12 protein-coding genes are annotated in these 22,943 nt (G+C 33.3%); 1 reads left to right on the plus strand and 11 read right to left on the minus strand.

Translation table 11 applies throughout. The features are described 5' to 3' along the window. Nucleotides 1–21: 21 nt before the first annotated feature. The 11 genes from ruvA to J2W95_RS04200 all read right to left on the minus strand — a co-directional run bounded on the left by ruvA (nucleotide 22) and on the right by J2W95_RS04200 (nucleotide 20,621). Nucleotides 22–603 carry a Holliday junction branch migration protein RuvA gene (gene ruvA / locus J2W95_RS04150; RefSeq protein WP_310004228.1) on the minus strand — a complete coding sequence of 194 codons (582 nt, stop codon included), beginning with the start codon at nucleotides 601–603 and terminating at the stop codon, nucleotides 22–24. A 144-nt stretch (nucleotides 604–747) separates the two neighbouring features. Beyond that, nucleotides 748–3,033, minus strand: a complete 2,286-nt coding sequence (locus tag J2W95_RS04155; RefSeq protein WP_310004229.1) for an NADP-dependent malic enzyme — start codon at nucleotides 3,031–3,033, stop codon at nucleotides 748–750. A 150-nt stretch (nucleotides 3,034–3,183) separates the two neighbouring features. Next, complete coding sequence (locus J2W95_RS04160) at nucleotides 3,184–3,609, minus strand: CBS domain-containing protein (RefSeq protein WP_310004230.1); 426 nt, start codon at nucleotides 3,607–3,609, stop codon at nucleotides 3,184–3,186. A gap of 77 nt (nucleotides 3,610–3,686) precedes the next feature. Continuing rightward, on the minus strand, nucleotides 3,687–5,552 hold the full coding sequence (locus J2W95_RS04165; RefSeq protein WP_310004231.1) for a trehalase family glycosidase: 1,866 nt from the start codon (nucleotides 5,550–5,552) through the stop codon (nucleotides 3,687–3,689). Beyond that, nucleotides 5,536–6,762, minus strand: a complete 1,227-nt coding sequence (locus J2W95_RS04170) for an MFS transporter (protein ID WP_310004232.1) — start codon at nucleotides 6,760–6,762, stop codon at nucleotides 5,536–5,538. The genes J2W95_RS04165 and J2W95_RS04170 overlap by 17 nt, the downstream gene beginning before the upstream one ends. Nucleotides 6,763–7,042: 280 nt before the next feature. Further along, nucleotides 7,043–7,960: a GyrI-like domain-containing protein gene (locus tag J2W95_RS04175; RefSeq protein WP_310004233.1), complete on the minus strand. Its 918-nt coding sequence runs from the start codon at nucleotides 7,958–7,960 to the stop codon at nucleotides 7,043–7,045. A 2-nt stretch (nucleotides 7,961–7,962) separates the two neighbouring features. Further along, on the minus strand, nucleotides 7,963–9,315 hold the full coding sequence (locus J2W95_RS04180; protein ID WP_310004234.1) for a vanadium-dependent haloperoxidase: 1,353 nt from the start codon (nucleotides 9,313–9,315) through the stop codon (nucleotides 7,963–7,965). A 42-nt stretch (nucleotides 9,316–9,357) separates the two neighbouring features. After that, complete coding sequence (locus tag J2W95_RS04185; protein ID WP_310004235.1) at nucleotides 9,358–12,618, minus strand: VCBS repeat-containing protein; 3,261 nt, start codon at nucleotides 12,616–12,618, stop codon at nucleotides 9,358–9,360. Continuing rightward, the gene (locus tag J2W95_RS04190) at nucleotides 12,611–15,928 is read right to left on the minus strand and encodes a VCBS repeat-containing protein (RefSeq protein ID WP_310004236.1); all 3,318 of its coding nucleotides are present in this window, start codon (nucleotides 15,926–15,928) and stop codon (nucleotides 12,611–12,613) included. The genes J2W95_RS04185 and J2W95_RS04190 overlap by 8 nt, the downstream gene beginning before the upstream one ends. Nucleotides 15,929–16,092: 164 nt before the next feature. Then, nucleotides 16,093–17,622, minus strand: coding sequence for a RagB/SusD family nutrient uptake outer membrane protein (locus tag J2W95_RS04195; protein WP_310004237.1), 1,530 nt, complete (start codon nucleotides 17,620–17,622; stop codon nucleotides 16,093–16,095). 11 nt (nucleotides 17,623–17,633) lie between these two features. Next, complete coding sequence (locus J2W95_RS04200) at nucleotides 17,634–20,621, minus strand: SusC/RagA family TonB-linked outer membrane protein (RefSeq protein WP_310004238.1); 2,988 nt, start codon at nucleotides 20,619–20,621, stop codon at nucleotides 17,634–17,636. 701 nt (nucleotides 20,622–21,322) lie between these two features. Between J2W95_RS04200 and J2W95_RS04205 the strand changes: the two genes are divergently transcribed. Continuing rightward, on the plus strand, nucleotides 21,323–22,939 hold the full coding sequence (locus J2W95_RS04205) for a glycoside hydrolase family 32 protein (protein ID WP_310004239.1): 1,617 nt from the start codon (nucleotides 21,323–21,325) through the stop codon (nucleotides 22,937–22,939). Nucleotides 22,940–22,943 lie beyond the last annotated feature (4 nt).

Below are 22,943 nucleotides of genomic sequence, written 5' to 3' on the forward strand. Positions count from 1 at the left end.
GATTAGGCTTCAAATGTCCTTTTATAAATTTTTTAAAGCTCTTTTAATTATAGTCTCCACAGTAGCCTCTGGATCTTCTTTAACTATTTTTTCAATTACTTTTTCTGATGTTTTCCGAACAAAACCAAGTACTTCCAGAGCAGATAACGCCTCATCTTTATTAGTATTGCTCAATGACATTGAAACTTCATCTAAATCATACAATTTTAACACTTTTTCTTTTAAATCAAGAATTACCCTTTGTGCTGTTTTACTACCAATCCCTTTTATTTTTTGAATGGTAATCACATCTCCCGATGCAATGGCATTAATAATTTGTTTGGGTTCCAAAGAAGAAAGCATAGTTCGTGCTATACTGGCTCCTATTCCGGATACAGATAGCAACATTTTAAAAATTTCTCTTTCAGATTTTTCCACAAAACCGAACAAAGTATGGGCATCTTCCTTTATTTGAAGATAGGTATAAAGTTTTATAAAATCGGTACTGGGAAGTAATGAATAAGTGTGCAAAGATATATTTACATGATAACCAACTCCACTACAGTCTATCACAACATCCGTGGGTGATTTTTCTACTAATTTTCCTTGTAAATGTGCTATCATAAAATAAATAATCTATTCAAATATAATAAAAATTTGAGATTAAAAGGAAATGTATTTCGTTTAAGAGTACACTTTTAAGTATAAACCAACAAGTTACGTTTTCAATCTTAAAATCTCAAATTTTAATCTTTGGGTATTTTAATTTTATTTACCCTTTAACCTCATACTTTTTTCTTGTGCATCAATTACTGCAATTGCAGCCATATTTACCATTTCCTCTACACTGGCACCCAATTGAAAAACGTGAACTGGATGTTTCATTCCCATCATAATTGGTCCAATTGAACCTACTTTATCCAACTCTTTCAAGAGTTTATAAGTAATATTTGCAGATTCCAAGTTTGGAAAAACCAAGGTATTTACTTTTTTTCCTGCTAGTTTTGAAAAAGGAAATTTAGCAGACAACATGTCTGGATTCAAAGCAAAATCAGCTTGAACTTCGCCATCAACAATAATTTCAGGATGATTTTCATGTAAATAAGCTACAGCTTCTCTCACTTTTGATGCACTTTTATTCACAGATGAACCAAAATTTGAATACGACACCATCGCAATCACAGGCTCAACTCCAAACATTTTTGCAGTATTGGCTGTCATCACTGCAATTTTAGCCAATTCCTCAGCAGTTGGATCTACATTTATAGCAGTATCAGACAAAAACATTGGACCACGATTGGTCATCATAATATTTGTGGTAGCAACCAACGAAACATTCGGCGCTTTACCAATTATTTGTAACATCGGTTTCACAACCGAAGGATAACTTCTAGAATGTCCAGAAACTAAAGCATCAGCTTCACCTGTATTCACCATCATAGCAGCGAAATAATTTCTCTCTCTCATGAACTTTTCAGCATCAAAAAGCGAAACTCCATTTCTTTTTCTAGATTCCCATAATTCTGTAGCGTATCTTTTTCTTCTTTCTTGCTCTTCGTCAAGTTTTGGATCTACAATTTGAACATCAGCATCAAAACCAAGTTCTTCTTTTAGTTCCAATATGATTTCTTTATTCCCTAATAAAATTGGAAATCCAATGCCTTCTTCATAAACAATTTGAGCAGCTTTTAAAACATCGAGTTGTTCCGCTTCCGCAAAAACAATTCTCTTAGGATCTGTTTTGGCTCTATTGGTAATCATTCGAATCATTTTATTGTCATTCCCCAAACGATTCAAAAGCTCTTCCTCATACTTTACCCAGTCAGTTATTGGATTCAATGCCACACCAGATTCCATTGCAGCTTTAGCAACAGCAGGTGCTACCACAGCAATCAACCTTGGGTCAAAAGGCTTAGGAATGATATATTCTCTACCAAAACCTAATTTAGTAGCTCCATAAGCAATATTTACTTGTTCTGGAACATTCTCTTTTGCAAGTGCAGCAAGTGCTTTTACAGCAGCCATTTTCATAGCCTCATTGATCTTGGTGGCGCGAACATCAAGTGCTCCTCTAAAAATATATGGAAATCCAAGTACGTTATTTACCTGATTAGGATGATCAGAACGTCCTGTGGCCATAATAACATCTTTACGTGTTGAAATAGCTAGATTGTATGCAATTTCAGGATCTGGATTTGCCATTGCGAAAACAATAGGATTATCTGCCATTGCCAATAACATTTCAGGAGTCATCACATTTGCAGTTGATAATCCCAAGAAAATATCGGCTCCTGTCAATGCCTCTTCAAGAGTAAGAGAAGCACCTTCTACGGCATATTTTAATTGCAATTCAGACAAAGCAGGATTGTCTTTGGTCAAAAGACCTTTACTATTGAACATTAAAATATTCTCTCTTTTCACTCCTAATAAAACATACAAATCGGCACAAGCAATAGCTGCTGATCCCGCTCCAGACACAACCATTTTTACATCTTCTGCTTTTTTATCAGCCAATTCTAATGCATTAATCAAGGCTGCAGAAGATATAATTGCTGTTCCGTGCTGATCATCGTGCATTACCGGAATATTCAGTTCTTCAACAAGTCTACGCTCGATTTCAAAAGATTCTGGCGCTTTTATATCTTCAAGATTGATTCCACCAAAAGTCGGCGCAATATTCTTTACTGTCTGGATAAATTCTTCAACATTTTCAGTCCCAATTTCGATATCAAACACATCAATGTCAGAAAATATTTTAAACAAAAGACCTTTACCCTCCATTACTGGTTTTGAAGCTTCTGGTCCAATGTTACCAAGTCCCAAAACGGCAGTTCCATTTGTGATAACAGCCACTAAATTTCCTTTAGCGGTATATTTATAGACATTATTGACATCTTTTGCTATTTCCAAACATGGTTCTGCAACTCCTGGAGAATAAGCCAAAGACAAATCTCTTTGTGTTGCATATTTTTTTGTAGGGACTACTTGGATTTTACCTGGAGTTGGTTTAGCGTGGTACAATAACGCTTCTCTTCTTTTACTGTTCTTATCCATTTTTTATTTTTTTTCTAATCCACAAAGGTAACGGACTTCCTTTAAAACCGAAGCTTTTATCTCTTTCTTTTATTAAATTTTAAGATAATTTATAACTAAAAAAAATAGCTACACATGATGTAGCTACTCAATAATAATTTTAACTAACTGTTATTGTGAAATATAAGAATCCAAATGTTTTATAGTTTCTTTTTGAACTTCTATTATGGCCTTTACGACATCTCCAATAGAAACAAGCCCAATTACCTCATCATTTTCAATCACTGGTAAATGTCTGATTCTTCTTTTACTCATTAATTCCATACAAAAATCCAAATTATCCGATGCCTTAACGGTCACCACTTCACTCTCCATGATTTCACTTACCGGTGTTTTCTTTGAAGATTTATCTTTTAAAACAATTTTTCTAGCATAATCTCTTTCTGATAGAATTCCTTTTAAAGTTCCATCTTCAATTACAAGAATAGCTCCTATGTTTTTCTCTCCCATTACTCTCAACGCTTCGAATACGGTAATGGTTGAAACAATAGAATAAACCCCTCTTCCTTTTGTGCTTAGTATTTGATTTACAGTCATAACAGATAAATTTTAGAAAGTTAAATTTAGAAAAAAATCATATACGAAAAGCAAAAAAAAACAATAAATTTTCTTTCCTAAAACAATTCCTCTGGAGACGTTAATTGATTCAATTTGTCTATTAATTTTCCATCCAAAATTTGCAATCCAAGTTGATACGATGCATTTACCCAGCCAAAACCTTCCTTAGCGATGTAATCAAACTCGGTTCCCACATTCCCATATTCGGCAAAAACTTTATGTGAACTGGTTTCCAAATCAAACTTTTCGGGAATCGTTCCATTGTATTCTACAGCATTTTTTGTAATTAACCAAAGCCAACGATAGACCATTTCTTGCGCTTTGTCTTTGTAATTGTATTTCAATAATCCTTCCCATAACAACATTTGGTGAGGAGCCCAACCGAAAGGATAATCCCATTGTCTTTGTGGAGCATTCGAGTCCGATTCTAACCAATTGTTTTGAGTACTACCAGTAATTCCTCCCATTTTTACAAAAAAAGGCAAAGCGTTTTCCACTAATTTTTGAGCTTGATTCTCATCACATAATCCAGCCCAAAGAGGAAAGAATGTTGATGCTGCTTCAAATGGAAATTGTTTTTTGTTTACAAAATCGTAATCGAAATACATACTCGCACTTTCATTCCAACACAATTCATTCACCTTCTCTTTTCTAAACTCAGCTTTCTTGGCCCATTCATCTGCGGTATAAGTTACATCTTCAACTGTGAATGAACCGTCAAAATAATCTTTGATTAAACTTTCGATGTCTTTTTCATACTTATACAGAAAACTATTGACATCAACTGAATTCAAATTGGCACATGTATTAATTAAGCGATTGGTCGTATCGTGACCACTTTCTCGCATACTTCGATCGTGTACAAAATACAAATCCAATTCTGGATCAGTAATTGTTCGAGCCAGATATTGCTTTTCAAATTCTCTAATTGGTAAATTATATTTAATTGCATACGGCTCTAATACATCATCAAAATGACCTGGCTCCACCTCAAAAGGCATTCCAATACCATCGGCTTTATATCGACTCAAGCCTGTCGGCGTCAATCTATTTCCCTGTACCATCCAAACTGTATTGTACTCTAAAATAACAGTTTCTAGATGACTTTGCAACCATTCTTGACTGACATTACCCTCTTTGGCGATAGCAACGAGTAATGAAGAATACAAAGGTGGCTGCGTTCTGGTGAGATAATAACTGCGATTGGCATTTAAGATTTTCCCATAATACAGAATTTGGTATTTAAAATTATCAGCTATAGCAATTGCCTTATCTAATTTACCATCAATCAATAATCCAACTCCAATAAAGTAACTATCCCAACCGTACATTTCATTGAATCTTCCTCCAGGCACTACAAAAGGAACTCCTTGCAAACTGTAAACTTTTTTCTGTAAAGCCAAAGCCAAAATCCCTGGTTTATGATCCAATGTAGCTACATAATCTTCTGAAATACTCGATGGCATAACAACCACTTCAAAGTTTTTCAACTCCTTTTCTAATTCTTTAAAATAAGTAACACCTTGCAAGTCTTTTGCAGAAACATAAATAGTTGCCATTTCATTGGAAGTTTTTACATCTTCAATAATTAGCTTCAAACCTTTTTTATCAATAGTTCTGGTCAGTTCATCCCAATAATCATCTTTGATTTTCCTGGAAATTCTTTCCACAGGATTCTCTTGAATATAATCCAAATCAACTTCCCCGAGAATCTCATCCTTTTCTTTTAACACAGCCAATTCTTGAAGCAGATTGGACAAATGATACGTCCCTTCAATAATTTGTTCTTGTTTGGTATTTTCATCTACCAAAACAAATCTTTTTGGACCCAAGTCATCTTTCGTTATTTTTTTGTCATGATCTGTATCCTCTTGAAGCAATAGCGCTTCAAACACTTGTTCGACACTAATTAAGAACTTCATCTTTTTTATTTAATTTGTTAATAAAAAACAAAACAACAACAAGAACTCCCAGCGGAATCAGCGAAAAATAGAACGCTTTACTTCCTCCTATTTTTTGGAATAAATATCCAATAATCACCGATCCACAAGTTCCTCCAATTGCGGAGAAAAAAGTCAACAAACCAGCAACAGCTCCATGAAAATGCTTCTCAGTAGCACTTATAATTGTTGAGTTCACAATAGGATAAATGGGCGCTAAAAACAAGCCAATTAGTGGAAACACAAATCCTATTAATGGAACTTCAGTTAGCACACTAATTTCCCTAACTTCTATTCCAGAAGCCATTGGAAGAACAAAGACAACTAAACTAGCTGCCGCTAATAAGCAAATGGTTAAAAAAACATACCAATGAATTTTCTTGACAATTATCCCCGAAACAAATCTTCCAAAAGCAATCGAAAGCATTAAAATCACAGCCATTTGCCCTGCCAATCTTTCACTGAGATGCAATACTTTTTGATTAAAAGTAGGCAACCAAGACATTATTCCCTGTTCCGTCATCACATACATAAAGGCAAAAACCGCAAAAAGCAAAATCAAAGGTCTTTTCAACAAACCCAACATATCTTTAAAATCTTCCTGAAAAGATTTAGGGTTTTCTACTTTGGGTAAATTAAATTTTGAGGTTAAAATAAATACAAACACAACAGCAATCAATCCTGCCAAAACCAGGTAAACATTGAGCCAAGCTTTTGGATTTGTTTCACTATAAAACATTGGGAAAATCACATACGCAAACACAATCCCTAACATAAACACACTTTCGATGTAACTCATAAATGTTTTATGCTGCTTTTCGGTATCGGTTACTACACCAATTAAAGCCATAACTGACACTTTGATTATCGCAAACGAAAATCCTGTACAGGCAAACAACACAATGACACTCCAAAACGAATCTCCCAAAAACATTACAAAACAGCCCACAAAAACGATAGCCAAACTGATTAACATCCCTTTTTTATAGCCCAATTTTGGAAGTAACGAGCCTATCAAAAAGGCAACAAATGCTATGGTTAAATCCTTGGCCGGTTCCAAAACACTAGCTTCTACTTCTGAAACGCCATACATATTTTGAGACTTTTGAATCAACAATCCTACACTATTCAAAAGGGCTGCAAAAACAAAATAATTAATAAATAATGCGAGTTTAATTGTAATGTTTTTCATTTAAAACTGTTTAAATAAATATTATAAGCAACTGTTGAAGTCTATTCTTTAGTCATAAAAAAGCAACCATTATTAGGAAGAACGGCAAAAAAATAATAAAAAAAGGCCAATAAGTGTAAACTGGAAACTATTACTCATTTTGTCACTTATTGTTCACATGAACACTTGTAAATCAATCCTGTAAAAATAATTCTAAACAAACAGTTAAAACACAATATAAAATCGAAATCGATTTCGAAAACACCAAAAACGTTTTCGTAAAGCAAAAACAATGGAGCTATTATTTTTTCTTAAAAGGAATAATAACTTGAGTTTCCCATGTAAGTTCATCCCCGCCATCAAAAGGATTTGCAAGAAAATGTTCTAACGGCTTATAATTTAGCTCATAACCATTCTTTTTAGCATAATCTAGTAACGCAAACCAAGAACGATCCGAAGTTCTCATGTTTCCAAAATAAGTCACTTTCAAACCTTTCATTGCCGGAATTGTTTTAAACTTTACATCCTTATCAGCAATGATTATTGTGTTTTTATTAATTGGAAAACAGTAATTAAAATCTAAAGTTTCTTTTTCAAAATCCCACTTTGTAACCTCAACATAAGGTCGACCTTGAATTTTAATATTATGAGTTTGTAAAAAACCTGTAATTAATCCATCATTCCCTATCATAGTTTGCGCTTTGGTTTGCAAAACACTTTTTAAAGAAATATAAGCTACAAACTCTTCTTTTGACGAACCTTCTCCATCAATTTTATATTTGAATTTTGAAATATGATCTACTAAACCTTCTTTAAAAGACTTTATCTTTTTAATTTGACCTACTTTAAATGGTGTATTGCAAAATGGAGCTGTAATTTTATTGTATAAACTATGATTCATTTCTTTTATTCCCACATTTACTTTCGTCATAGAATCGTTTATAGAAACCATTTCCCAAGTGTAATCAATTTGGGAATTGCCCTTTGTCATTCTTTGTTTGATAAAATCAAAATTATTCTTTTCGACAATTTTATAATTTTCATTTTCTTTTTCCAATTGAATCTTGCTCCACTCTTGTATCCCTTGAAAAACTGTTCCTGTCGCTGCTTTCACAGTAAACGAAATCGTATAATCATTCTCTTTAACAAACAGATACCAAATCAAAAAACCCGATAAAAACAAGCTGAAACCTAATATAATTTTATTTTTAATTTTCATAATTACTTAACCATCTTCAATTTTGCAATAATAAAATCTCCTATATTTTGACCTTGAACCACTCCATTTTCAACGGCTGCTCTGTAATGAATTCCTCCATACATTCTACTTGTAGCCGCTTCTTTTGCTGCTGCTTTAAAAGACGTAAAATTTCTTATTGGCAATCCAAAAGGAATTTCAGAATCATCAGCAAAGGCAAAATTATCACCAAAAATTGTAGTCAAAAGTGCTGCCGAACAAGTTGAAACTACAGAATGTCCGCTTGTATATTCTGGGAATGGTGGCGTCTGCAACAATGGCTTCCAATTTTCATCAATATTCTGATTGATTACCGTTTCAGGTCGCACCATATTGCTTTTAAATTTCTCATCCCAACAACTGATAAAGGACTCAAAAATTCCAATTGAAGTTTTGGTATAAGCATATACTGTTTTCTCAAAATCGGCATTGCTTTTTACGCAGGCTATTTTGGTTATTCCAATCCAGTGTGCATCTGGAGTATTCTTCTTTTTGGCAAACATCATGTGACCTTGACTTACGGTCACATAAGGATTACAATCCCAAAAAGTCGCAATTTTTGATTCCTCTGGAACTGAATTACTTTTAGATTCTTCCGATTTTTTTAATCCTTCCGATATTTTTAGACTTATATTATATATCTCCATTACCTCCTTGAAATAGGCCGAATTTTTATCTAATGAAAAAGGTATAGCTGGAGTCGGTTTAAACTGTGAAGCCGAGTCTAAAACCATTGTTCTTATTTCTCCCCAATGTGGTTCAACACCATCCATATAAGCTGGCGGAGTTGGCTGCCATCTTCCTGGTTGATTTGCAAAAACCGAAAATTTAGGTAAGGTTCTAGTTTGTTTGTAATTATCTTTCCCCATCCATTTTTTAATACGTTCAGCAACTTTCAAACCATATTCTTTGGACACTTCAAACTCTTTAGAATTTTCACCTTCCCACTTTTTGTACAAACTATCTCTATATTTCTCCAACGCTTCTTCAGAAAAAATCAATTGCTTGCTTACTTCCATGTGCGCAATTATCGCAGCTAACTTTTGGTTAACACCTGCTTTAGAATCCAATGCTGGGATAGAATCCAGTCCATTCAACTGACCTTGCAAAGTAGAGTACGTTTTACTGTTTTGGGCAATAACTTCATAAGCTGCAATATTTGGATATGCATATATTCTACTTGCTACCGGTGGAGAAAAAATATCGTGTATCATTATTTCTGAAACGGTGTCAACCGCTGCACGGAAATCACTAGCTGACACAACTATTCTTTCTTGCTTTCCACATGAAATAAAAAGTAAACAAACTGCGGCGATCGTATAAATTTTGGACTTCATATTCTGTAATTATTTTAAATTTTGAGTAGGTTTTTGTTTTTATTAATTAGAGTTCATCGGTAATTCATAAACCTCAGCTTTTTTATTATTTATGGTAACCAATAAATATTTTTTACCATTAAAATGAATAATATCCAAGTGTCGAACTGCTTTTTGAGTCAAGTCAATTCCTATTTGATTACCTAAGAATATTGTTTTCTCATTTTTGATTAAAGCTCCAGAGAATCCGTCAAATCGACTGTGATAAGGTGTTACTCCAAAATAATTTCCGGCAGCAAAAACTTCTTCTTTTGCATCGATATCAAAATTGGATTTCACAAAACTTGTAATAGGTGACACTTGCATTTTATTGGCAAAAGGAACGAATGTAAATTTCCCATTATCATTTCTCAAAAAACCAGATTTCAGGTTATGTACTTCATACAATTTTCCTTTTTCCAGCATTGCCATATCAAAAACTTCCTCTAATGGTTTACCCGCAAAAGATTTGTAGCTATTGAATTTCTTTTTCAACAAACCACTGAACTCTTCCACTAGTTCATCAAGCCCCAAAATTGTATAATATTTTCCATCTTTTTCTTTGGCAACAATGGTTTCATAAGTTCCATTTTTATCAAAATCATCATAATACATTTTCATAGGAAATTCTTGGGAAGCTTTAAACTTAGAATTCATTCCCCAGTTTCCTGTCAAATAATCTTGATCCCCGTCATTATCAATATCAAAAGGAATAATCGATTGATACAATCCGTTACTTTTTTCAGGAAAAACTGTTTCGGTTACATTAATAAATCGACCATTTTTATTAGCAAAGAAGGTTGGTTTCATCCATTCACCAACAACGATTAAGTCGACTTTCCCGTCTTTATTAAAATCACTAAAAATGGCATCGGTAACCATACCAATACCTTCAAATGTTTTCGCTTCCGTTAATGCAAATACACCTTTATTATTTTTTAGTAAATAACTGTCCGACGTACTTCCAAATCTATTATTTAGCGAATTATTGCCAACAAATAAATCTAAATCTCCATCTTTATCGTAATCAAAAGCTTTGACCACTGATGCGTTTTGAGAAAGGTCAGGTAAAACAGAATTTACCAATTGATTGCCTTTGGCAACATATAATCGATCTTGCAAATTCGAAGCATTTTCTCCACCTCCCGAAGCCACGAACAAATCATTTATTTTGTCGTTATTAAAATCTCCAATTACAGCAGAAGCATCTTCAAAAACAGAATCTTTTTCGATTTCAGCATACCCTTTTTTAGAAAATCCATTAGAATTTTGAATATAAATTGCCGCCTTTTTCCCTTTCGATCCACCAAAAAAGATATCTTCTTTCCCATCACCATTCAAATCTCCAATTGCAGTGGCAGGCCCTCTATCGGAGCGTCCATAAGGAATTAGTTTTTGGTATACAAAATCAATATAATCATTCTCTTGATGTGTAAAATCAACACCTAGACTAGTTTCAACTTTCTTGAAAACAGGAGTAACAACTGGATGTAATTTTTGATAATCAAATGCTTTTCTGTTGGCATTTGCTTTTATGGTCAAAGTTTGATTGCACTTCACATTTTTCAAAGTCTGATATGTTTTATCAGGCCAAATCACTACTAGAGAATCAATAGCTGCAATTTTTCCATATCCAAAATGAATCATCGGTTCAGATGACGATTGAAAACCTCTAGTCGTTTGCAATTCTTTGAATTGTTTTTTCCCTTTTGAATAAGAGATTACTTTGGCTCCAACTCCAAAAGTGTTTTTACTCGCAAATTGAAGTTTTACTTTTAAATAATTCGATTTATTATTTGTTTGATTAATGTAAACCGATGCAATGTCGTTGATATTATTGGTTACAACATCCAAATCTCCATCATTATCCAAATCAGCATAACCACTTCCGTTAGAAATAATGGAATCATTCTCAATCCATTGGTCTGATTTGTTTATAAATTGAAGATCAGAACCTCCTTCAAAAACATAATTGGTCACATTACCTGCTGGCATTTTCTTCAATGCCTCTTTGTCTAATAATTTCGTCGAACCAATCTTCCTTTTGACCTGTTCATTCGAAAAATATTTTACATAATCCAGATCATTCGGTCGTTTTGGAATTCCATTACATACAAAAATATCCTGCTCTCCATCTTGATTGTAATCGGCAAATAAGGCGCTCCAACTCCAATCGGTTGCAGCCACTCCACTCAATAAAGCCATTTCTGTAAAATGTTGTCCTCCTTGGTTTATTTGCAACATATTTCGGGTATACTGATTATGATACCCATATCTTTCTGTTCTTAATTTCAACATTTGAACGTTATCATCTCCCAAAGATGATTTCAAAACTTTTTCGTCTTCTGGAAGCATGTCCAATGACATTATATCTGGAAAACCATCATGATTTATATCGGCTACATCAACACCCATCGAAAACCTACTTGTATGTCCAAAATAACTTTTTAAACTTTCTGTAAAAGTTCCATCTCCATTATTGAGGTAATAATAATCATCTTCATGAAAATCATTTCCAATATAAATATCTGGATAACCATCTAAATTAAAATCAGAAACAGCAATACCCAATCCATATCCATTGGCTCCTCCAAAAATTCCTGCTTGAGCACTAGCATCAACAAATTTTCCGTTTTCATTTTTGAATAATTTATCCCCGCATTCATAGGTTCTATTATTTCTAATATTAGCATTCCCAAAAGACAACTCAGAATGTACTGCATGGTTTAACAAATACATATCCAAATCTCCATCTAAATCATAGTCAAAAAATGCTACCGATGTACTATAATTATCGAGATCCAAACCGTACTCGGCAGAACTTTCAGTAAACGTATTGTTTTTGTTGTTAATAAATAACTCATTATGACCTTCAAAACCATTAATACCAACAACAGCGCAAACATAAATATCGAGATAACCATCTCCATTTACATCGGCCATCACCGTTCCTGTATTCCAATCGCTTTCTCCTTCAACTCCTGCCTTTGTTGAAATATCTTCGTATTTATTATTGCCTTTATTAAGATATAATTTATTTTTCCCTTGGTTTGAAGTAAAATAAATATCTACCAAGCCATCATTATTAATATCTCCCAAAGCAACTCCTCCACCATTATAATAATAGAGGTAGTCTAAAATGGAAATCTTTTTGGAATCTAATAATTCATTTTTAAAAGTAATGTTACTAGTGGCTGAATCTAATTTCTCGAACAAACGTTCTTGTTTTTCCGAACAACTTAAAAAAAGCAATGCAACTAATCCTAAACTATAAAACTTATTCATTGCTCTTAAATATTTTTGGGGCATTATCATTTGTAACTGTAAGTATTGAAACTCCTTTATTTTTACTTTTCAAAGTCTGAATGTGTTTGATTTCTCCTTTCAAAAAGAAACCAGATTGGCTATAAGGTAACCAAGAATAAGTACCAGATTTACTTCCTAAAAGCACACTTCCGCAATTGGCATCCATTCGTCCGAATTGAGGTTTGAATTCATATTGATTACCTCCAAGAACAAGATCAGGAATCCCATCTTTATTAGCATCCGTAACACAAATAGTATTTACACAAGAAAACTGAACTTCTTTTGGAAGTGTCTTAACCTGAAAATTGCCATTACCTTTATTGATAGCAATTACACTTTCCTGAATGGTTGCGGTTTTCTGAATGGAATTATCAACAACGTCTTGAGCGAATATTTCTTGAAATGATTTTTTTGAATAGTCCGCAAAGCTCAAATTTTTCTTTTTTATGGAAGGAATTTGACCTGCTAATTCTTTTTTCAAATGCAAAGGCATATCTTTTCCATCAATAGAGCGTGTGGTAATTTGCTCAATGGTTCCGTTATTATCAAAATCGTTGACAAACATTCTCATCGGATTTTTGTCAGTAGCTTTATAAGAAGTATTGGTTCCTTTGTTTCCTAAAACCAAATCTTTCTTTCCATCATTATTTAAATCCACACAACTTACTGCATTCCAAAAACCACTAAAATCGGTAAGATTAGATTTAAAATCAACCAAACGACGACCATTATTCTTGAATATTCGTGGAGCCATCCAATCGCCAACCACAATTAAATCTTTCTTCCCATCATTGTCAATGTCTTCCCAAACAGCATCGGTAATCATTCCAACCTCGTTCAGTTTGAAAGCTTTTTTATCGGTAGCGTTGGTGAAATTTCCTTTCCCATCATTTTCTAGAAGTAACTGTTTTGGATCAATTCCATATACTCCAGGCACACTTCTGCTTCCCACAAAAACATCCATATCTCCATCATTGTCATAATCATAGGCAGCAATTACAGAAACATTATTATTAGTTGTTGGAATAGTCGTTTTACTTTTTGTAAAAACTCCCTTTCCATTATTCAAATACAGACGGTTTTTATAATTTGCTTGATCTGTTTTTTCGTTTCCGCCAGAACCTACCATTAAATCCTGATCCCCATCATTATCAGCATCAAAAAAACTAGCAGCTGTATCTTCATAATTGGCATCACTAATCAAATCATTTTGTTTAGTTATTGTAAATGAATCGTTGCCTTTATTCAAATAAATGTTCCCAGACATTCCTTTTGCCCCGCCAATAAAAACATCATCATTCCCATCACCATTAATATCGGCAACAGCAAGTGAAGGTCCTTCTTGAGAAAGCATTTTGGAAATCAATCCTTCGTAATCAAAATCAATGTAATCATTTTCTTTGTGTGCCAAAAATGAGCTTGGTTTTTCAGAAAATAAAGATTTCACATTCGGCTTTTTGAAAGTATAATTTAAAGTTGCATCTGCAATATTCAAATTAACAGTCGAATTATTAGCCACTTTTTTAATGGTCTGGAATTTTCCATTTGGCCATATTACTTGTAGAGAATCAATTTTTTTGGTTCCAATTCCAAAAGTCATCACATAATCGATCGAAGATTGAAAACCTCTAGAAGGAATTAATTCTTGTCTTATAATTTCTTTTCCGGAAAACAATTCAACTATACTACCAATGGCAAATTTATTCTGGTTTTCACCTTTCAATTTTACTTTTACAAAATGATTGTCCTTCTTTTTCTCCGAATTATTTTGATAAACAAACGCCTCTTGATTGACATTATTTACAATTAAATCAAGGTCTCCATCATTGTCTAAATCGCCATAAGCTGCTCCATTTGAAAAACTAGGTGTGTCCAATCCCCAGTTCTGAACTTCGTTGGTAAAGGTTAAATCTTTATTGTTTTTAAAAGCATAATTTGGAATTGGTGTGCTTGGCATTTTATTGATAATATTTTCCATTTGTTCCTTCTTGCCTGTAACCGCCATTCTTTGAATTATCCCATTGGCAAAAAAGTCCATAAAATCCTGATTGGTCAAATCATTATTAATTCCATTACACACATAAATATCTTTATATCCATCATTATCCATATCGAATATTAAAGCACCCCAACTCCAATCAGTTTTGGCAACCCCAGCATAATTAGCGATTTCAAGAAATTGATTATTTCCATTATTCAACTGCAAAGTATTTTGCATGTATTGATAGAAGAAATCCAAGTTTAATTTTCGGGTAAACAAATCGTAATTATCAAAACTTGTTGTAGTTTTCAAACGCTCATCCCCTTCAGGTAACATATCGGTTACAAAAATATCTGGTTTTCCGTCATTGTTTATATCAGCCATATCAGCCCCCATGGAAGACTGACTGGTATGCGATGCCCAACCTTGAATTTGCTCACTAAAAGTTCCGTTTTTATTATTGATATACAAATAATCTCGTTCGTAAAAGTCATTTGAAATATAAATATCTGGATACAAATCTCCATTCACATCGCCAACAGTTACACCAAGTCCAAAACCAATAAGACTTCCATAAATACCTGCAGCTTCACTTACATCAACAAATTTTCCATTATCATTACGCATCAATTTATCACCTCCACCTTTTAGAATATCGCTAACCGCCCAATCTTTGTCTCTTAATTCTCTTTTGTTAGAATAATTGAGACTGCTTACTGGAATAAAACTATTATTTAAAATATAAACATCTAAGTCACCATCCTTATCATAATCAAAAAAAGCAGCATGAGTCGTAATACCGGTATCGGCAAGATTGTACTCAGCTGCTTTTTCTGTAAAAGTCAGGTTTCCGTTATTGATAAATAATTCGCTTTTTCTTTTTGCGTCAATGCCATTTCCAGCATTACAAACAAAAATATCCAACAATCCATCCCCATTGATATCAATCATTTCGACACCAGTAGACCAAGATTTGGTTATCACAATTCCTGAAGATTTGGAAATATCTTCGAACTTAAATTTTCCTTTATTGAGATACAATTTGTTCTCTCCAAGATTTGAAGTAAAAAACACATCCGATAAGCCATCGTTGTTAATATCTCCAATAGCTACACCTCCACCATTATAAAAATTTCGGTATTTGAAGATATTCATGTTTTTTCCGTTCTTAACTTCATTAACAAAATTAATTCCGGTTTTAGACGATTCTAATTTGGTAAATAATCCGTCTTCATTAGCACTATTTTCTTTGGAACAATTAGAAAAAAAAACAATAAAAAGAGAAAATAGGACAACTCGATTGCACATAGTATAGGTAGAATTTGGTTAGGGAATTGGCTTGGTTATTATCGCCTAAATTATGTAATAATTAATAATAAAAAAGCAAAAGATATAAAAATTTAAATAAATAAAGAGGGTAATAAATTACCCTCTTTATAACTAACTCAAAACAAAATCAAGTAAAAAAATTCTTAGTATCCAGGGTTCTGTTTAGCATTTTTATTAAACAATGCATCTGCTGGAATTGGATACAATACATACTTTGGATCTGAAGCTATTGGCTTTAACTCTCTAGGCTCCAAGAACTTTTCAAAACGAATCATATCATTTCTTCTCCATCCTTCATACCATAATTCTTTTCCTCTTTCTAGATAGATACCATCCAAAGTTGCTGGAGTAGATCCCGCAGCCAATTTAGCTCTAACATCAATTTCATCAAGAATTGTTTTTGCTACAGCAGCTCCACCTGTACCACCTCTTAAAGCAGCTTCAGCTTTCATCAACAAAGCATCAGAATAACGCATCAATACATAGTCATTTTCTGGATTTCCTAAATTGTCATGATCTGGTTCGTATTTTTGTGTACGAATACCTGCTGTTTCCAAAGTAGCTCCACTAGTAATCATGGTTAATTCTTTTGTATAGAATAAAGGGTTCCCTTTTCTGTCTTGTAGAGGAGTAACTCCCCCTGGTTTATACATTTGCCCATATTGGAAACCAATTGGATTACCATAAAACTCAATAATTGATGGGGAACTGTGTTGTCTACGATCATCAGCAGCATCAAACCTGTTATAATATTCAGCAACAGTTGCAAAACCATTCCATCCATCAGGAGTTTGATTATAGTGCATTCCCATTCTCCATCTTGATTGTATTCCTCCACCTGATCCTAATACGTTTTTGGATGAAAATATAATCTCATTAGAAGTATTGTTTGTTGGAGCAAAATTATCCCAATATTCAGTTGCCAAACCACTTGAAGTGATTGCATCAACATTTGAAATTACTTTATTCATATCAGCTGCATCAAAAGTATAAGGCCCTGCAGCATTGTCTGCATTAAATACGGCTTTATTCAAATACAATTTAGCTAATAACAAATGAGCAGCATCTTTGTTAGCAATACTTGCATCAATTGGATTACGAGCTGGTAATTGACCAATAATAGCTTCCAATTCACTTATCACAAAAGCAGTTCCTTCTTTTCTTGTCCAATATTTAGGATCATCAGTAATTGCAGAACCTTCTTCTCTGTAAGGTGCTTGACCAAAGAAATCAATTACATTGTAATAATAGAAAGCTCTTAAAAAACGGGCTTGTATTTTTTGTGAATCCGTAGATTGGTTGTAAATAACCAGGTTACAGTTGTACACATTAGTCAATAAAGCATTCCAAGCATTTCTAACCTCTACATTATCTGGTCCCCAAGTGTGAACGTGAAATTGTCTCCATTTTGCATTGTCATCCCAGTCACCACCTCTTGTAGGACCAACTAATCCGTCACCAGACATCTCTTGTAATGTAAACATTTTGTCTTGATCTTGAAATCCTCTTAATCCTTCATAAGCTGACTGTAAAAAGGCACCAGTGTTAACATTTTGTCCATCACCACTTGTCACGAAACCATCTAAAACTTCTTCATCTAAATTTGTACAACTCACGCCAAAAGCGATTGTACCCATAAAAAAGATGCTTTTAATTATATTTATTCTTTTCATTTTTTTCTTAATTAAAATGTTACACTAAGTCCTACAGAAAAACTCTTGTCTTTTGGATAAGATAAATAATCCATACCTGCAGAAGGAACTCCATTAAGAGCTTTATTAGTATCTACCTCTGGGTCAAATCCGGAATAACTTGTGATTACAAATAAGTTTTCACCACTAACAAATAAGCGTGCTGAACTAAGTTTTATTTTATCCATATAAGCTCCTCTAAAGGTATACCCAACCGTTAAATTACCAAGTCTCAAGAAATCTCCACTTTCCAAATATTTAGTAGATGGTGAGTTTGGATCACTTCCATTTTGAGGAGAGCTTCCTACTTCTGGAGTTACATTTCTACCACCTAACAATGCACTTTTGAAAAAGTAAGCATTTGCTGTGTTGTTATATAAGTAATGACCGAAAGCACCATAAAATGACATTCCTGCATCTAAACTCTTATAAGTAAAACTAGTTGAGAATCCCATATTTATTTTTGGCAAAGGTTGTTTGTCCAATAACACTTGAGCCGCATTTCCTAAACCAGCATCCGATCCATCTGCAGCTCCATAAATAGAATTTCCAGTTGCATCATACCCTCTAAAATCATACAGATAATAAGTATAAAGTGGGTAACCATCTTTTATGATTTCAGCATTAGCCCCAGTCAAACCTTGTCCATTAATACCTCCTGCCAGTAAAGAAACTGAACCAAAATTTGTCATTTTGTTTTTCAAAAAGGCTGCGTTACCTGAAACACTCCATGACATATCATTACTGTCAATAATTTTATAACTCAAAGATACCTCAATACCATCATTGATTAAATTACCTGGTAAATTCACACTTCTATTAGAAGCTGGACCTGGTTGAGTTGACGCTTGAGGTACTGGTGCAATTAAATCTTCAGTATCTCTTTTGTAGTAATCTAATGAACCTGTCAAACGATTATTTAAAAAAGTAAAATCAGCTCCAATACCATATGAAGTAGTAGTTTCCCAACGTAATTCACTATTTGCTCCCGAAACTGTTTGTGGAGAACCTCCATTTCCATAATTAGATTTTGAAACAGCTGAGTTCACAGGAAACTCTTGATTACCTGTAATACCATAATTCCCTCTTACTTTAATATCATTTAAAGCACCTTCTTTATTGCTTACAATTTTATAAGCTGCACCAGCTGCTGGGAAATAACCCCATTTGTTATCTTCTCCAAGTTTTGTAGACCCGTCAGCACGAATTGACCCATTAATAATTAAATTTTTATACAGTGTAACTTCTGCTTTAGCAAAATAAGATTGCAATTCAATTCTATTTTTATAAGAGTTAACTCTAAACTCCTGAGCAATACCCCCTTGAATGTTATCAACAAGTATTTTTTGTTCTGGCACATAACCATATCCTCTTGAACTAGAACCTTCAGTATCATAAGAATAATAAGAAAAACCGGCCAGTGCATTAAGAGAGACGTTGTCACTGAAACTATTATCATAAGTCAATGTATGTTCAATTGTTTTATTGAACTTACTTATTCCAGATATTTCTGCAAAACCTCTTTTTTGAACACCTCCATTTGCATTATCATTTTTAATTAAATCCGTACTATTGATTTTCATAGTTGGCAATAGTTGACGTTTTCTTGTAGAACTAGACGACTCAACACCAAATAAAAATTTATATCTAAAATGAGTTCCAAGTTTCAAAGTTGCCGCAATACTCCCTAATACTTTATTCGTAGATGTATGATCATCATAAGCATCTAGTAATTGAACTGGATTCAAATAATCTTCTGCAACGAACGTATAACTACCATCTGGTTGGTAAATTGGTAAAGTAGGATTCCAATACAAAGCGGTACCAATTAAATTTCCAATATATCCAGCATCATTACTAATTAAAGTAGTTTGATCTTTAAGTCCCGCATATAATAAATTAGTATCAACTCTAAGTACACCACCAAAAAAATCATTCGAATTAGCAAATGAGGCTGTATATTTATCGATACCTGTGTTTTTTACAATTCCATCAGTAGAACTTGCGCCTAACGACAGTCTTGTATTAGAACTATCATTTCCACTGCTTATTGACACATCATTATTTGTTGTAAACCCATTTCTTAAAATTGCATCTTCCCAATTGTAAGATCTTGATCCTTTATCTGGACCACCGGCAGCTACAAACTCATCACCGTTTAACAATCTAAAATCCCCAGACATACTACTAAATCTCATCGAAGTATTAAATGTCAATGTAGGAACCTTTGTTTTTCCTTTTTTGGTTGTAATCACAATAACTCCATTTGCTCCACGAGATCCGTAGATAGCCGTAGAAGAAGCATCTTTCAAAACAGAAATACTTTCGATATCATTTTGATTGATAAAGTTCAAAGGATTTCTGGCAGAAGAAGATCCTAATCCTGCTACATCAGATCCACCAGACGAAACATCTCCTCCATCTAATGGAACACCATCTACAACATATAATGGATTATTTCCAGAACGAATAGATGAGTTTCCTCTAATTCTTACCGAAACACCAGCTCCTGGTTCACCACTAGTTTGTGTTACTTGTACCCCAGATACTTTTCCTCTCAATAATTCTGAAGGAGAAGTCGCTGATATGTTGTCAAATTGTTTTGAACTTAACATATCTACAGCACCAGTTGCATCTTTCTTTTTTACAGAACCATAACCTACAACGATAACTTCATTCAATTGGCTCTGATCTTGTTTCATCACTACGTTTATAGTGCTTTTGCCCCCCACAACTATTTCCTGAGTTTTAAGTCCAATGTAAGTAAAAACTAAGACTGCGTCTGAACCCACATTCTTAATTGTAAATTTTCCATCAAAATCAGTTTGTGTCTCCGTTTTTGTTCCTTTTACTAATATCGAAACCCCTGGGAGTGGGCCACTCGCATCAGTCACTAATCCTGATATATCTTGCGAATATATCAAGCTAGTACATAGCATGGTTATGAAAACCATTAAGCCTTTTTGTAGACTATTTTTCATACGTAATAAATAAGTTAGTTAATAATTTGGTTATTTGTTTAAAATATAAATTCAAACATAATCATTTAATTAAGAAAATTTTAAGAAAACCAAAACTACAACGTTGTAGTAAGACCGAAAACGTTTTCGATTTTAAAATCGACTGTTAAAATTTTAAGAAAAAAAAATAAATAACAAAATAAACAAGTGTAAAAAAAACACATTTAATTATTTTTTTACATTTTAAATGCATAATTCTAAATTTAAACAGAAAAACAACCTGTTTTCAACTGATTTGTCTACACAAAACAAACATTTCGAATTGATTCTGCAATAAAGTCATAAAAAACCTACCAAAAACTGCGTGAAAAATTCAAAATCCAAGATGAAACGAAAAAAAATTCACAAATTTTTAGGCATAAAAAAACCACAACCATTGAAGTCGCGTTTTTAGAAAAAAAGAACTTCAAAGGCTGTATAAATAAAGAATATTCTTTCTATAAGTTGTTTGTAATTAAATTATTTTATTTATAAGATCTATCGAAGATGTTTTCTTTGCATTCGTTAATTAAACATAAAACTTTTATCTTGTAACCCATTGTAATTCAAAACGAAAACGTTTTCGGAGCTTCGAAAACGTTTTCGTTTTTCACAAATAGATACAACTCGAAATTGAATCTTAACTTTATAATTCCCTATTTTTAACTTAAAAATAAAAGGCAATGCAATTGAAACTCCATAGAATATCATTCATTTTGGCTCTAAATCTACTTGTATTGCTGTTTTCTTGCAAAAAAACAGAAGGCAATAGCACAATAGCTATTTCCTCTTCAGAAACAATTGCAGCAGATTCCACTTCGTATTATAAAGAATCATTTCGTCCACAATTTCATTTTTCACCCGAAAAAAAATGGATGAACGATCCAAACGGATTGCTATTTTACAAAGGAACATATCATTTGTTTTACCAATATTTTCCTGGGGACATTGTTTGGGGACCTATGCATTGGGGACATGCAACCAGTAAAGATTTAATTCATTGGAAGCATCATAAAATCGCTTTATTCCCAGACAAATTGGGTCTCATTTTTTCAGGGAGTGCCGTTATCGATACCGATAATACTTCTGGACTTGGTTCTGTTGAAAACCCACCAATGATTGCCATTTTCACCTACCATAATACAGAAATCGAAAAAGCAGGAAAAATAAATACTCAATCACAAGGCTTGGCCTACAGCTTAGACGAAGGAGAAACTTGGACTAAATACAATGGAAATCCAATAATTGGAAACAATAGTCTGAAAGATTTCAGAGACCCGAAAGTATTTTGGAATTCAGAAACAAACCTTTGGAATTTAACTCTTGTTGCTGGTGATCATGCCCAATTTTACACTTCAAAAAATTTGATTAATTGGACTTACGTTAGTCAATTTGGCAAAAATATTGGTGCGCATGGTGGTGTTTGGGAATGTCCTGATCTCTTTAAATTAAAAGTAGAAAATTCGGAAGAAGAAAAATGGGTCTTACTCGTCAGTATCAATCCTGGAGCACCAGATGGAGGTTCCGGGACACAATATTTCATAGGTGATTATGATGGGGAAAGTTTTAATACTAATCAAAAAGACATCAAGTGGATTGATTATGGAACAGATAATTACGCTGGAGTAACTTATAATAATGCTCCGAATAACGAACGTATTTTTATTGGATGGATGAGCAATTGGCTGTATGGAAGAAATACACCAACCCAAAAATGGAGAAGCGCTATGACCTTGCCAAGAAAACTTTCGTTAGAAAAAATCGACAATAACTATGTTCTTAAAAGCAGTCCAATCCAGCAATTAAAAACAATTATAACTTCTGACTATTCCAAAGAATTACTTTCCATTGAAGCAAATAAAAAGATTGTTTTTGAGTACAATCATCTCAATCAATCTCAAATTGATTTTAAAGCTTTGACCAAAAATTTAAAATTGACATTTTCTAATGAAGTCAATGACTCATTAGTCCTTATTTATGACCACAAAATAAATTCATTTTCGATAGACAGAACCCATTCTGGATTAGTCAATTTTGAACCCAATTTTGGAAAATCAATTCACAAAACCTCAACTCCTAATCTCAAAACACAAACTTTAGATTATCAAATCATTTTAGATTGGTCATCAATAGAAATCTTCATAAATGGAGGAGTTTACGTTTTTACAGAACAAATATTTCCTAATAAACCATACACCAAATTAAGCATTCAATCTGATGAAAATCAAGAAATAAAAAACCTAAATATTTCTAAAATAAAAGGTATTTGGGAAACAAACTATTCATCCAAAAACGACTAAAAAA

Source organism: Flavobacterium granuli (genome assembly GCF_031456055.1).
Lineage (GTDB): Bacteria > Bacteroidota > Bacteroidia > Flavobacteriales > Flavobacteriaceae > Flavobacterium > Flavobacterium granuli_A.